Origin of the sequence: Embleya sp. NPDC020630, assembly GCF_044334985.1 — a bacterium.
In the GTDB taxonomy this organism is placed as follows: Bacteria; Actinomycetota; Actinomycetes; order Streptomycetales; family Streptomycetaceae; genus Embleya.
This window is the reverse complement of record NZ_JBIRUB010000002.1, coordinates 547,501-561,254: the sequence shown is the minus strand read 5'-3', so window position 1 is coordinate 561,254 and position 13,754 is coordinate 547,501. Positions and strand designations below refer to the sequence as shown.

Annotated in this window: 11 protein-coding genes and 1 tRNA gene; 2 read left to right on the top strand and 10 right to left on the bottom strand. The window is 70.1% G+C overall.

From position 1 onward, the window contains the following. Positions 1 to 435: 435 nt before the first annotated feature. The 6 genes from thrB to ACH4XV_RS08675 form a co-directional block, all read right to left on the bottom strand. A complete protein-coding gene (gene thrB, locus ACH4XV_RS08700; protein ID WP_395787805.1) occupies positions 436 to 1,350 on the bottom strand; it encodes a homoserine kinase in 915 nt (304 codons plus the stop codon). Positions 1,351 to 2,163: 813 nt separating this feature from the next. Next, entirely contained in the window at positions 2,164 to 3,246 is a 1,083-nt protein-coding gene (gene thrC, locus ACH4XV_RS08695) for a threonine synthase (protein WP_395787803.1), read from the bottom strand. Positions 3,247 to 3,252: 6 nt separating this feature from the next. Further along, positions 3,253 to 4,545 carry a homoserine dehydrogenase gene (locus tag ACH4XV_RS08690; protein WP_395787801.1) on the bottom strand — a complete coding sequence of 431 codons (1,293 nt, stop codon included), beginning with the start codon at positions 4,543 to 4,545 and terminating at the stop codon, positions 3,253 to 3,255. 241 nt (positions 4,546 to 4,786) lie between these two features. Beyond that, positions 4,787 to 6,175, bottom strand: coding sequence for a diaminopimelate decarboxylase (gene lysA, locus ACH4XV_RS08685; RefSeq protein WP_395787799.1), 1,389 nt, complete (start codon positions 6,173 to 6,175; stop codon positions 4,787 to 4,789). Between the two features lie 127 nt (positions 6,176 to 6,302). Continuing rightward, on the bottom strand, positions 6,303 to 7,955 hold the full coding sequence (gene argS, locus ACH4XV_RS08680) for an arginine--tRNA ligase (RefSeq protein ID WP_379994955.1): 1,653 nt from the start codon (positions 7,953 to 7,955) through the stop codon (positions 6,303 to 6,305). A gap of 52 nt (positions 7,956 to 8,007) precedes the next feature. Further along, the gene (locus ACH4XV_RS08675) at positions 8,008 to 8,406 is read right to left on the bottom strand and encodes a response regulator (RefSeq protein WP_379994952.1); all 399 of its coding nucleotides are present in this window, start codon (positions 8,404 to 8,406) and stop codon (positions 8,008 to 8,010) included. Positions 8,407 to 8,536: 130 nt separating this feature from the next. On the opposite strand from ACH4XV_RS08675, the gene ACH4XV_RS08670 reads away from it, so the two are divergent. Then, positions 8,537 to 8,608, top strand: a tRNA-Arg gene (locus tag ACH4XV_RS08670). A gap of 280 nt (positions 8,609 to 8,888) precedes the next feature. Here the strand turns inward: ACH4XV_RS08670 and ACH4XV_RS08665 are convergent. The 3 genes from ACH4XV_RS08665 to ACH4XV_RS08655 all read right to left on the bottom strand — a co-directional run bounded on the left by ACH4XV_RS08665 (position 8,889) and on the right by ACH4XV_RS08655 (position 11,201). After that, positions 8,889 to 9,083 (bottom strand): hypothetical protein, encoded by a 195-nt coding sequence (locus ACH4XV_RS08665; RefSeq protein ID WP_395787797.1) that lies wholly within the window; start codon positions 9,081 to 9,083, stop codon positions 8,889 to 8,891. Positions 9,084 to 10,183: 1,100 nt separating this feature from the next. Then, positions 10,184 to 10,453, bottom strand: a complete 270-nt coding sequence (locus tag ACH4XV_RS08660) for a hypothetical protein (RefSeq protein WP_395787795.1) — start codon at positions 10,451 to 10,453, stop codon at positions 10,184 to 10,186. Between the two features lie 313 nt (positions 10,454 to 10,766). Then, positions 10,767 to 11,201: a MarR family winged helix-turn-helix transcriptional regulator gene (locus ACH4XV_RS08655; protein WP_395787793.1), complete on the bottom strand. Its 435-nt coding sequence runs from the start codon at positions 11,199 to 11,201 to the stop codon at positions 10,767 to 10,769. A gap of 90 nt (positions 11,202 to 11,291) precedes the next feature. On the opposite strand from ACH4XV_RS08655, the gene ACH4XV_RS08650 reads away from it, so the two are divergent. Continuing rightward, positions 11,292 to 11,444: a hypothetical protein gene (locus ACH4XV_RS08650; RefSeq protein ID WP_395787791.1), complete on the top strand. Its 153-nt coding sequence runs from the start codon at positions 11,292 to 11,294 to the stop codon at positions 11,442 to 11,444. A gap of 525 nt (positions 11,445 to 11,969) precedes the next feature. Here the strand turns inward: ACH4XV_RS08650 and ACH4XV_RS08645 are convergent. Continuing rightward, positions 11,970 to 13,628: an amidohydrolase gene (locus ACH4XV_RS08645; protein ID WP_395787789.1), complete on the bottom strand. Its 1,659-nt coding sequence runs from the start codon at positions 13,626 to 13,628 to the stop codon at positions 11,970 to 11,972. Positions 13,629 to 13,754: the final 126 nt, after the last annotated feature.

Below are 13,754 nucleotides of genomic sequence, written 5' to 3'. Positions count from 1 at the left end.
GGATCGGGCTCATGTATGCCTGTGGGGGCTCGTATTCCTGTAGGGGCTCGATTTCCTGCGAAGGAACAGCCCTCGGGTCCCCGGGATGAGCTCGACGCGGCGCGGTGGTCCCGCCGGTCTGTATCGGGGAGCCACGTTCGTCACGAAGGACAGGCAGGAGGGGAAACTCCCAAAGGATCGTGGCCACAGAGCACCGAACGCGCCCAACCCTATGCGGGCGGGGGATCTGGTGCGGTGATGACGCTAACACTACCGGACCCAAGAGACATTCCCCCACCCCATCGCTCCCCCGGCGCAGCCCATTTTTCCTGCGGTAGTGCAGTGGAGTGAACGGATCCACCGCCGTCGCCGACCCGCCGCCCGGCTGCGCCGAGTATGCCGTCGGTCCGGTTCCGACCTACCGGGCGTACTGCCAACGAACGGCGAGTACGCAGGTCACGCCAGTGGCATGACGCTTGCTCCGGCCCCGTCCACGTCCAATTGCCGAACCACCCAATCGGGCCCGGCAGTGCCGATCGCCTCGTCCACGCGGTCCGGTGTGACCAGGGCGAGCACGGTCGGCCCCGCGCCGGAGACGACCGCGGCCATCCCCTGTGCGCGCAGCTTGTCGATCAATTCGGCGCTCGCCGGCATCGCGGGCGCCCGGTACGTCTGGTGCAGTCGATCCTCGGTCGCGGCGAAGAGCAGGTCGGGCCGCGAGGTGAGCGCGGTGACCAGCAGCGCGGCGCGGGCCGCGTTCGCCGAGGCGTCGCGATGGGTCACCTTGGCCGGCAGCAGACCGCGCGCGACCTCGGTGGACAGCGGGGTGGAAGGTACGAACACGACGGGAGATATACCCCGGTCGAGGCTCGATCGCACCGCCCGGGGGCCGTCCTCGTCGGTCCACGCGATGGTGAAGCCGCCGAGCAGACACGCCGCGACGTTGTCGGGGTGGCCTTCGAGTTCGGTGGCCAGGGCGAGCGCGGCCTCGTCGTCGAGCCGCTCGGCGCCGCCTATGGTCAGCGCCCGGGCGGCGATCACCCCGGCGCAGATGGCGGCGGCCGACGAGCCCAGGCCGCGGCCGTGCGGGATGCGGTTGGCGCAGACGACGTCCAGGCCGGGCGGACGGCCGCCCATCGCCTCGAACGCGGCGTGGGCCGCGCGAACGACCAGGTGGTTCTCGTCACGGGACAGGTCGTCGGCGCCCTCACCTGCGATGTCGATCGACAAGCCCTCGTCCGCGACCCGGATCGCGACGTCGTCGTACAGTCCGAGCGCGAGTCCGAACGCGTCGAACCCGGGACCCAGGTTGGCGCTCGTGGCCGGGACGCGAACCCGGACGGGGGCGGCACGGAATGCGGGGCCGGCCATACGCGTGGACACTCCTCCTCGTGGAGTTCCGGGCACCTTCGCGGGGCGGTCCGAACCGGTGACGCATTCGGGAAATCGCGGGTGCTGCGGAACGGCAGGAACAGACGCGAGACTCGGGCGGCATGCGCCGCGGAACGAGTGGAAGGTCGCGTCCGGTGATCAGCCTACCGAAGGTGCGTTCCCTCGCGGGACACCGTAACCACCGCGTCGTGGGATTGGTACCGGAAATGGGATCGAAAAGGACCGAGGGCGGTCGACGGTCGATCATGGGCCGACCTGATTCGATCTTGTCGCCGATCGTGCGCCGATCGGGTGTTCCTGCCGGCGGCGCGCCCGAATGGCTGCGCCGGACGGCCGTCGTGCGGATCGGATCGTGGCGCCGACCAGGCACTTCGGGCGGGTGCGCCGACGGAGCGCCCGGGCGGGTGGCGGCATCGGGTATGCCCGCCGAATGGCTCGACGGGGCCGCGGTGGGGCTCGCCCAGGGGTGTCCCGCCCGGTCCCTCGACGTGTGAATTTTCCCGAGTCGCACGCTTGGTCGGCGGCTTTCCCGGCGGATATTCGGCGGGTGCGCGGCTTCGGGGGGAATTCGACTTCGGGTGTGTCGGCCGCGCGGGTATCGGCTTCGCGGGTGCGACGCGGCCTGTGTGGGCGTTACACGTATCCGTACCGGAGTCGGTGGTTGTCGTGCGTGTCGGCCATGGCGCGTGTGCGTCGTCGTGGCGCGCGTGGCGTCGGCGCGCGTGCGCGTCGGCCACCCGCTTTCGTGGGTGGCCGACGCGTCGTGGTCGCTGCGGGCGCGGTGCGGTGCGGTCAGCCCAGGCCGAGTTGCGCAGCCGCGGCGGCGGCGTCGATCGGGACGACGACCGGCTTGGGCGCGCCGGCGACGGCCCAGTCGGGGTCCTTGAGGCCGTTGCCGGTGACCGTGCAGACGATCCGCTGGCCCGGGTCGACCCGGCCCTGTTCGGCCGCCTGGAGCAATCCGGCCACACTCGCGGCGGACGCGGGCTCCACGAAGACGCCCTCCTGCGCGGCCAGGAGCCGGTACGCCGACAGGATCTGACGGTCGGTCACCGACTCGATGTGGCCGCCGGATTCGTCCCGCGCGGCGATCGCGAGGTCCCACGAGGCGGGGTTGCCGATCCGGATCGCGGTGGCGATCGTCTGCGGCGAGAGCACCGGCGCGCCCGTGACCAGCGGCGCCGAACCGGCCGCCTGGTAGCCCCACATGCGCGGGCGGCGGGCGGCGAGGCCGTCGGCGGCGTACTCGTTGTAGCCCTTCCAGTACGCGGTGATGTTGCCCGCGTTGCCGACCGGCAGCACGTGGATGTCGGGCGCGTCGCCGAGCATGTCCACGATCTCGAAGGCGGCGGTCTTCTGGCCCTCGATGCGCACCGGGTTGACCGAGTTCACCAGCGCGACCGGATACTTTTCGGCCAGATCGCGGGCGAGGGTCAGGCAGTCGTCGAAGTTGCCGTCGACCTGCAGGATGCGCGCACCGTGCACGAGGGCCTGGCCCATCTTGCCGAGCGCGATCTTGCCCTGCGGGACGAGCACGGCGCACACCATGCCGGCACGCACCGCATAGGCCGCGGCGGAGGCCGAGGTGTTGCCGGTGGAGGCGCAGATGACCGCCTGGGCGCCCGCCTCCTTGGCCTTGGAGATGGCCATCGTCATCCCGCGGTCCTTGAAGGACCCGGTCGGGTTGGCCCCCTCGACCTTGAGGTGAACATCACATCCGGTGCGCTCGGAGAGCACCTGGGCCGGGACCAGCGGCGTGCCACCCTCACGCAGGGTGACCACCGGTGTGCTCGCCGAGACCGGCAGTCGGTCGCGGTATTCCTCGATGACCCCGCGCCACTGCGTGGTGCGGACGCCTTCCTTGAGCGCGCTCACGGTCCTCTACTCCCCTTCGACCCGCATGATGCCTGCGATGTCACGGACGATGTCCATACCGCGCAGATCGGCGACGGTCGCCGCGAGCGCGGCGTCGGTGGCGGTATGGGTGACGATCACGAGTGTGGCATCCCCGTCCCGGCCCTGCTGACGCACCGTGTCGATGGACACGTCGTGCTGGGCGAAGACCGCGGCGACCTGGGCCAGGACACCGGCGCGGTCGGCCACGTCCAGGCTCAGGTGGTAGCGGGTGCGGGCGATGCCCACCGGCTGCGGGGTGAGCGCCGCGTAGGCCGATTCGCCGGGCCCGGTGGTGCCGGAGAGCTTGTTGCGGCAGACCGCGACCAGGTCGCCCAGGACCGCGCTGGCGGTCGGCGCGCCACCCGCGCCGGGGCCGTAGAACATCAACTGCCCGGCCGCCTCCGACTCGACGAAGACCGCGTTGTACGCCTCGCGCACCGAGGCGAGCGGGTGCGAGCGCGGGATCATCGCGGGGTGTACCCGAGCGCTCACGCTCTGTCCGTCGGCGCCGCGCTCGCAGATCGCGAGCAGCTTCACCACGCAGTCCATCGCCTTGGCCGAGGCCACGTCGGCGGCGCTGACCTCGGTGATCCCCTCGCGGTACACATCGGCCGCGGTCACCCGGGTGTGGAACGCCAGGCCGGCCAGGATCGCGGCCTTGGCGGCGGCGTCGAAGCCCTCGATGTCGGCCGTCGGATCGGCCTCGGCATAGCCGAGCGCGGTGGCCTCGTCCAGCGCCTCGGCGAAGCCGGCGCCGGTGGTGTCCATCCGGTCCAGGATGAAGTTGGTGGTGCCGTTGACGATGCCGAGCACCCGCTCGACCTTGTCGCCGGCCAGCGACTCGCGCAGCGGGCGCAGGAGCGGGATGGCGCCGGCGACGGCGGCCTCGTAGTAGAGGTCCACGCCGTGTTTCGCGGCGGCGGCGTGCAGCGTCGAGCCGTCCTCGGCGAGCAGGGCCTTGTTGGCCGAGACCACCGAGGCGCCGTGCTCCATCGCGGACAGGATCAGCCCGCGGGCCGGCTCGATGCCGCCGATCACCTCGACCACCACGTCGATGTCGTCGCGTTTGACGAGTTCGACGGCGTCGGTGGTGATCAGCGCGGAGTCGATGCCCGCGCGCTCGCGCCCGGCCCGGCGTACGGCCACGCCGGCGAGTTCGATGGGGGCCCCGATCCGGGCGGCGAGGTCGGTCGCGTGCGTCGTCATGATGCGGGCCACTTCGGAGCCGACCACACCACAACCGAGCAGCGCCACCTTCAGCGGCTGCGTACGCATCATCCGACCTCACTTCTCGAAGACAAAGGTTGTCCGAGTCTGCCGTCCCGGCGGGTTTCCGGCGACGGGCAGTGCCGACAAGTGTCGCTCGGATCAGACCCCGAACCGGCTGCGGTCCAGGATCCGAGACGGGAATTCTTGCGGTTCGACTCGGTGTCGACGGGATTTTCTCCCGTGATTTTCTGCCGTCATGTTCTTCCGTGTGCGGGGCCGCCGAGCGGCGGCCCCGCACGAGGTGTCCCGCTCAGCCGACGTCGAGGGCCAGCAGGTCCGCTTCGGTCTCGCGGCGCACGATCACGCGCGCCTCACCGTCTCGTACCGCGATCACCGGCGGGCGGGTCACGTGGTTGTAGTTGCTCGCCATCGACCGGCAGTAGGCGCCGGTGGCGGGCACCGCGATCAGGTCGCCGGGGGCCAGGTCGGCGGGCAGGTACGCGTCGCGCACGACGATGTCGCCGGACTCGCAGTGCCGGCCGACCACACGCGAGAGCATCGGCGCGGCGTCGCTGGTCCGGGAGACGAGCGTCACGGTGTACTCGGCGTCGTAGAGCGCGGTGCGGATGTTGTCCGACATCCCGCCGTCGACGCTGACGTAGGTGCGCAGGCCCTCCAGGGGCTTGATGGTGCCCACCTCGTACAGGGTGAACGTGCCCGGTCCGGCGATCGCCCGGCCGGGTTCGACCGAGAGCCGGGGCGCGGCCAGGCCGGACGCCGCGCACTCGCGGCGCACGATGTCCAGGAGCGAGGCGGCGATGGTGGCGGGCTGCTGCGGGTCGTCGGCGGAGGTGTAGGCGATGCCGAGGCCGCCGCCGAGGTCGATCTCGGGCAGCTCGACCCCGTGCTCGTCGCGGACCGCGACCAGCAGGGCGACCACGCGGCGCGCGGCGACCTCGAAGCCGGCCGTGTCGAAGATCTGCGAGCCGATGTGCGAGTGCAGGCCGATCAGTTCGAGCGAGTCGAGCTTGCGGATCCGGCGCACCGCCTCGGCGGCCTGCCCGTCGGCGAGCGAGAAGCCGAACTTCTGGTCCTCGTGCGCGGTGGCGATGAACTCGTGGGTGTGCGCCTCGACCCCGACGGTGATCCGGACCAGCACCTTCTGCCGGACGCCGCGACGGTCGGCCAGGAAGGCGAGGCGGCTGATCTCCTCGAAGGAGTCGACCACGATCCGGCCGACGCCGGCCTCCAGGGCGCGGTCGAGTTCGTCGGTGGACTTGTTGTTGCCGTGGAAGGCGATCCGGGCCGGGTCCATGCCGGCGGACAGCGCGATGGCGAGTTCGCCGGCGGTGCACACGTCCAGGTTCAGGCCCTCCTCGGCGATCCAGCGCACGAGTGCCCGGCAGAGGAAGGCCTTGCCGGCGTAGAACACGTCGGCGCCCTCGAACGCCTCGCGCCAGTCCCGGCAGCGGGCCCGGAAGTCGGCCTCGTCCAGGATGTAGGCGGGGGTGCCGAACTCGCGGGCCAGGTCGCGTACGTCCAGGCCGGCGACGGTGACCACGCCGTCGGCCCCGCGGGCGGCGGTGGTGGGCCAGATCTTCGGGTCGAGCAGGGCCAGGTCCTCCGGCGCGACGGGCGGTGCGCCGTCGGGCAGGACGTCCGCGTGGCGGGGACCGGCGGGGTGGGCGGAGCGGCTCATGTCGTGGTGCTCCCCTTGGAGTCAGGGCGTCGGTGGGGGTGGGGGTCGCGGGGCAGATACGGCCGAAGGCCGGGCAAGTACTTCCGCCCGGCCTTCGACCTGTCGCCTGTTGCGTTGTGACGATCCGTCACATGCGCTCGGGGGCGGACACCCCCAGGAGGGCGAGGCCGTTGGCCACCACGGTTTTCGCGGCTTCGGCCAGCCACATTCGGGCGTACGTCAGGTCGGTGACCGCTTCCTCGCCCTTCGGCAGGATCTGACAGTGGTCGTAGAAGCGGTGGTACGTGCCGGCCAACTGCTCGAGGTAGCGCGCGACGTGGTGCGGCTCGCGCATCTCGGCGGCCTTGGCGACCACACGCGGGAACTCGCCGAGCATGCCGAGCAGGTCGGACTCCCACTCGGTGGAGAGCAGTTCCGGCTTGAACTCGCCCTTGACGATGCCGCGTTCGGCCGCCTTGCGCTCGACGGAGGACATCCGAGCGTGCGCGTACTGAACGTAGAACACCGGGTTCTCGTTCTTGTGCGACGTGAGGATGTCGATGTCGAGCGTGATGGTGGAGTCGGTGGACGAGCGGGCCAGCGAGTAGCGCGCGGCGTCGACGCCGATCCACTCCACGACGTCGTCGATGGTGATGATGTTGCCCGCGCGCTTGGACATCCGGACCTCTTCGCCGGCGCGCATCATCTTCACGAACTGGCCGACGATGACCTCGATGTTGTGCTCGGGGTCGTCGCCCGCGCAGGCCACGATCGCCTTGAGCCGCCCGACGTAGCCGTGGTGGTCGGCGCCGAGCATGTACACGGCGACCTCGTTGCCGCGGTCGCGCTTGTTCAGGTAGTACGCGGCGTCGGAGGCGAAGTAGGTCTTCTCGCCGTCGGACTTGATCAGGACGCGGTCCTTGTCGTCCCCGTAGTCCGTGGTGCGCAGCCAGATGGCGCCGTTGTCGTCGTAGACGTGGCCCTGCTCGCGCAGCCGCTCGATCGCCTTCTCCACCGCGCCGGACGCGTGCAGCGTGGTCTCGGAGAACCAGACGTCGAAGTGCGCGCCGAAGTTCTCCATGGAGCGCTGGATCTCGGCGACCATCAGCCGCAGTCCGGTGGCCCGGAAGATCTTCTCCTGGAGGGCCTCGTCCATGCCGAGCACGTCGGGGTGCTCGGCGAGGATGTCGGCGGCGATGTCGTTGATGTACGCGCCGACGTAGCCGTCCTCGGGCACGGGCCGCTTGTTCGCCGCCGCCATCAGCGACTTGCCGAACTTGTCGATCTGTACGCCGGCGTCGTTGATGTAGTACTCGGTCGTGACGTCGGCGCCGGACGCGCGCAGGATCCGCCCGAGCGAGTCGCCGACGGCGGCCCAGCGCACCCCGCCGATGTGGATCGGCCCGGTCGGGTTGGCGGACACGAATTCGAGGTTGATCTTCAGCCCGTCGAACGCGTTGTTGCTGCCGTAGTCGGCGCCGGCCTCGACGATGGCGCGGGCCAGCTCGCCCTGGGCGGCCGTGTCGACCGTGATGTTGAGGAACCCGGGACCGGCCACGTCGACCTTCGCGATGCCGGGCACCTGCGCGATGCGCGCGGCCAACAGCTCGGCGATCTCCCGCGGCGCCCGCTTCGCCGGCTTCGCGAGCTGCAGCGCGATGTTCGTCGCATAGTCGCCGTGCTCGCGGTTCTTCGGTCGCTCCACCGTCGTGCTCTCGGGCACGGCAACGGCGAGCTCGCCCGCCTCGACGGCGGCACGAACCGCGGACAACACTGACTGCGAAAGCTCTGCGGGGGTCACGCGCACAAGGGTAGGCGACCCGCCGACCGACCCGCCCGGCGGGCGGGGTAGGTCATTCGGGTGACAGTTCCGGCGACAACGCCCGCACGAGGCGAATCAACTGCTCGGGATGAAACGGCTTGGTCAGATACCCGTCCACGCCCACCGCCCGGGCCCGGGAAAAATCCTCGTCCTGCGCACAGGCGCTGATCATCAGGATCTTCAACCCCTTGGTCCGCGGATCCGCCCGCAACCGCGCAGCCGTCCCGATCCCGTCCAGATGCGGCATGACCACATCGAGCGTCACCAGATCCGGCCGCACCTCGTGCACGAGCCGCAGACACTCCTCCCCATCGCGGGCGGTGCTCACCACGAACCCCTCCAGCCGCAGATTGACCGCGATCAGCTGCCGAATCACCTCGTCGTCATCCACGACAAGGACCCGCGCCGCCTCACCACCAATCCCGCCCACGCCAGTGAGGTTAGGCCCCCCACACCCACGAGGGGGCCCGATCCGCACATCTCGTCCCCACCCCGCCGCCCCCCAACCCCAACCCCTTCGCAACCGCCCCCGAAGAACTGGTAATGTTCACGTCACCCGAGCCCCTGTAGCTCAGGGGATAGAGCAACGGCCTCCGGAGCCGTGTGCGCAGGTTCGAATCCTGCCAGGGGCACACAGCGTGAACAGTCTCAGCAGCCACGATCACTCGTGAGCTGCTGTTTTTGTTTTGGGGCGCGTGGGCGGTGCTCACTTTCCGTGCGGGGGTGAGTGGCCGGACGCAGGGGTGAGTCGGCGGTTGTACGTCATAGGTGCGGTGATCTTGAAGGCGTTTCCCGCAGGTCGCGCACCGTATCTGCGCGACCTGGTGGCTGAGGGGCGACAGAGACCGACACCGGACGCGACGAGAGCCTCGGGAGTTGTCCGGGGATCTTGGTCCGGGGGATGCCGGCTGGTCAGGCGACGTCACCGAGACCATCCGGGATGCGCTGGTTGATCGAGTTGCGTTGGCCGTCGATGCACTTGGTGTAGATCTTCAGGAGTACGTCGACCGCGTGTCCGAGCCGTTCTGCGGCCTCCCCGTGACTGGCGCTCGGGAGTCCAGTCAGAGCGATGCACAGGCGTGGCGGGGGCGTACGGGCGAGCGGCAAAGCGCAGACGTCACTCGGTGCTCGGTCTGCGCAAGTCGGCGGGCCTGCCTGCACGCGCGGGGGTGGGTGGAAGAGGCCAGGACGTGACGCCCTTGCGCTCGCTCGGGAAGAGCGCGCCGGCGGCCGGGAGTTCGGAATCCCTGATGTGCTCGGAGAGGGTCTTGACGGGTTGCGGGGGGGTCGGCGCGAGCCGGTGTCCTTGTCTGGCCGCTGCTCGAGGTGCGTGCGTCCCCTGGGTCTGTCCGCTGTCGGTTCACGCGTTGCACGCGGTGGGGCGGATGGCGTGGAGGGGGAGCAGGGCTCGTGGCGCAGGGCTTCCACGGGGCGGGTCCACATGGGCGTTCTGGGCCGCTCTGGGCTTCGTGCGACGCGTGAGCGAACCTGTTCGGATGGCCGATGCAACGCTGCGCGTCGGGTGGGTTGGCCAGGATGCCCTTCGCGTCGATCTGGGTTCCGAAGCGGGCGATGTGGATCGGTTCGGCTTTGTTGGCGAGGGCGTCCAACGCAGCCTCCCAGGTGGGTAGTCCGGCGCCGCTCGTTGGGTCTGGATACGTGCCGACCTCCGGATCCCGGACCGGTGGAAGGTCGGTTGCGTAGACCGGCTCGTCGTACGTCGGGCTTGATGTGGGTTGGGCACGACGTGGGGGTTCACCTTGTTGGTGGGGTCGGTGTCGGGCGCATCCGCGGGGCTGGGGGCTGCTGGCTCCGGACTGTTGGAGGCGGATTATTCAGATTGGCCGGGCGCGGGCGGCGGCTGTTGGTGCCTTGGCTTGTGCGTTGTTTGGGGTGAATGGCCAGACGTGCAAAGGGCGCCGGGTTGGTGTTTTGCCGTGGATGCGTGGCCTTGGGGGCCGGCGAAGTGACCAAGGGTTGATGTCGGGTTCGGGAGGCCCGGCTCTTCGGCGAAGGGTGGGGTGTTGCGGTTAGGTGGTTGGTGGGCGGGGATTTGGGGTTCGGTTTTTTTGGGGGGTGTGGTGGGGGCTGGTTGGTGGGGGTGGGCTTCCGGGCGTCGAGGGTTTTGATGAGGCGGCGGCCCGCTTCGACCATGGGCTTTTCGAGGCGGTGGTGGAGGGCTTCGGCGGCGAAGAGTGCGACCGGGGTTACGGCGACGGGCGAACAGGACCGTACCGGGGCGGGGGTGGGGCCGTGACGGCGACCACGGCGACCTCGGCGGGGCCCTGGATCAGGTGTAGGCCGTAGGAGCGTTCGCCGGCGAATACCGGGGGGCGGAGGGTCAAGGTCCATTTGCCAATGCCCGGGTCCGGCAGGGCGGGGAGGAAAATGGCCACCGCGACGCCGTAGAGGAGGACTACCGGGTGTTCGTCGTCGAGGTATTCGACGAGGTTTTTGAGGTTCAGGTGCGAGGTCACGAAGCCCGCGCCGACGATTGCGCCGGGACGCGGGGTGGGTGAGCGGGCCGAACAGGACGAATCCGCGCGGCAAGCCCGAGTAGTTCGGGAAGCGCTCTTTCAACAGGGCCCATGAGCGGCCTTTTTAGGCTCCTACAACGATTACTGCGAGCACCACGTAATAGAGCGGCATGATGCGAAGATTCGGCGGATATCGAGTGATCTGGCGATCCGAAGACCTGATGATCTGGTGTCGAATGGTCGATATGCGATATCCGTGACGACGATCCGGCCACGGGCCGACTGCCGACCGGCTCGGGCCATGGTCGACTGGCTATGCGTCGTTCCCGGTCGATAGGTGGCGTAGGGCTGCGAGGAGGGCCGGGCGGTCCGGGGTGGTGGCGAAGAAGGTGGTGTCGGCGGCTTCCACCGCCTCGATGGCTTCGGCGGCCAGGCGGGCGCCGGTGTCGGTGATGTGCAGCAGCTTGGCGCGGGTGTCGGTCGGGTCGGTGGCCCGGACCAGGAGGGACTTGGCTTCCAGGCGGCGGAGGACCTGGGAGGCGGTCTTGACGTCCATGCCCGCGTGGTTGGCGAGGGTGAGTTGGTTGGGGCGTACGTCTTGGCCTTCCAGCCACCACAGGCTTGCCAGCAGCACGAATTGAGGGTGGGTCAGGTCCAGCGGGCCGAGCGTGGCGGCCATTGTGCGCTGCCAGCGGAGGGTTGTGTGCCAGAGCAGGAAGCCCGGACTGTCGTCAGGGGCGAGCGGCATGGTGGGCCTCCGTGGGCAGCGGTGCGGTGGGGTGGGGTGGGGGTGTTGGGGCAGGGCGGAGGATGGAGGGCGATCGGGGCCGAACGCCCGATGGTCGACGCAGGCGTCCGGTTGTGCGGCGAGTCGGGCGGCCACCCGGCGAGCGCGTTGCGGCGCGGCGTCGCGCTGATGAGCGAAGCCACTGGGCGGCTGCTCCGCCGGCTGATCGGCGGGCGCGTGCGGCATGCAGTCGGCAGTCGGTAGTACGCCCGGCTGTCGGCCGGACGGCCGGGGGATCGACAAGCCCCTGTCGATCGGACAAACCACCGAACCGCTGACCATCCGACTCCCCGGACAGACCCATCGACCGCCTGACCATGTATGCCGTCCGGCCGGCGGTCGATCAGCTCATCGACGCCTCCGACCAACCGAACGATCGGACCACCGGCCGGACATCGCCGGCCCGACCAAGCCCGCGGCCCGCGAACGGGTGGCTCGTTGGGCGTTCGGGCAATCGACCAGCTGATCGACAAGCCCGCCGACGGCACGCGCGGGCCATCCAGGTGGCCGGCTGTCCACCCAACTCACCACACCGGCTGACAGACCGAGCAGCAGCCCGTCGAGCCGTCGAGCCGTCGAGCCGTCGAGCCGTCGAGCCGTCGAGCCGTCGAGCCGTCGAGCCGTCGAGCCGTCGAGCCGTCGAGCCGTCGAGGGCAGATTATCTGCGCGGGGATAATCTTTACAAGGACTACCTGGCGGCCATCGCCCTCTCGCGCACTCGGCCCTGCCCTACAGGCCCTCTGCCGTGTGCACCGCCTTGCCCTCCACGAAGGTGGCCAGTACCCGGGCCTCGGCGATTTCGGTTGGCGAGGCCGCGTATGGGTCGCGGTCGAGGACCACCAGGTCGGCGAGTTTGCCGGCCTCGATCGTGCCGGTGTCGTGGTCGCGGTGGTTCACGTACGCCGTGCCGATCGTGTAGGCCGCCAGGGCCGCCGTCAGGTCGATGCGCTGTTCGGGCAGGAAGATCGTGTCCGACGGCTCGGCGAAGGCGGGCAGCACTCGGTTGACCGCCGTGTGGATGCCCCACATCGGGTCGGGGGCGCTCACCGGCCAGTCGCTGCCGGCGGCGAGGGTCGCGCCGGAACGCAGGAGGTCGCCGAAGGGGTACTGCCAGGCGGCTCGTTCGTCGCCCAGGAACGGGATGGTCAGCTCGTCCATCTGGGCCTCGTGGGCGGCCCACAGGGGCTGGAGGTTGGCGGACACACCCAGTGCCGCGAAGCGCGGGATGTCGTCGGGGTGGACCACCTGGAGGTGCGCGATGTGGTGCCGCCGGTCGCCGGGGCCGTTGATGGCGAGCGCCTGGGCGAAGCCGTTCAGGGCCTCGCGCGCCGCCCGGTCGCCGACCGCGTGTACGTGTACCTGGAACCCGTGCGCGTCGAGGAGCGTGACGTGTTCGCGCAGTTCGGCCGGGTCGACGAAGCTCAGGCCGCTGTTGCCGGTGTGGCAGCCGCAACCGTCGAAGTACGGCTCGTTCAGCGCGGCGGTGAAGTTCTCCGCGACGCCGTCCTGCATGATCTTCACGCTCGTCGCGGTGAACCGGCCGACCGTCGAGGACGCGCGGAGCTCAAGTAGGCGCTCCAACTGCTCGGCGCCGCGGTCGCGTTCCCACCACAGCGCACCCACGACGCGCGCGGTCAGCTGCCCCGAGCGGGCCGCCGTCAGGTAGGCCTCCAGCGGATCCAGGCCCGGATGCGCGGAGCCGACCATCGCGTCCTGCCACGACGTCACGCCGACGGAGTGCATCCGTGCCTGGCCGGCGAGCAGCGCGCGCAGGCCGTCCGCCGCGTCCAGACCCGGTACCAGGTCGCCGACCAGGGCGGCCGCGCCCTCGTGCAGGGTGCCCTGCGGCGTCCCGTCCCGCTCGCGCTCGATCCGCCCGTCGGCCGGATCCGGGGTGTGCCGGTCGAGCCCGGCGAGTTCGAGCGCGCGGGTGTTGACCCACGCGCCATGGCCGTCGGCGTTGATCAGGAACGCCGGCCGATCCGGTACGAGCGCGTCCAACTGCTGCCGACTCGGCGTGCCGCCGGCGAACGCCTCCATGTTCCACCCGCCGCCGGTGATCCATTCCTCGTCGGGCCGATCGGTCGCGTACGCCCGGATCAGCGCGAACGTCGCGTCGGCGTCCCGAGCTTCGGAAAGGTCGCAGCGGATCAGCGTCATCCCCGCGAGGGCGGGGTGTACGTGCGCGTCCTGGAACCCGGGCACCAACGCCCGCCCCGCCAGGTCGATCACGTCGGTACGCGGCCCGATCAGCTCCCGCACGTCCGGATCATGGCCCACCGCCACGATCCGCCCATCCCGCACGGCCACCGCCGTGACCCGGCGACGCACGGCATCGATCGTATGGACCGCACCACCTCGGAAAACGAGATCGGCGAAGGCAGACATGCGGAACTCCCGGCGCTGTAACGGAGAAGCAGACGATGGAGAGGAAGGAAGGGAAGGGAAGGGAAGGAAGAAGCTGAGAGGGTGACGGGGCGAAGCGGGAGCAGACGATTCAGAGGGCAAAACGCA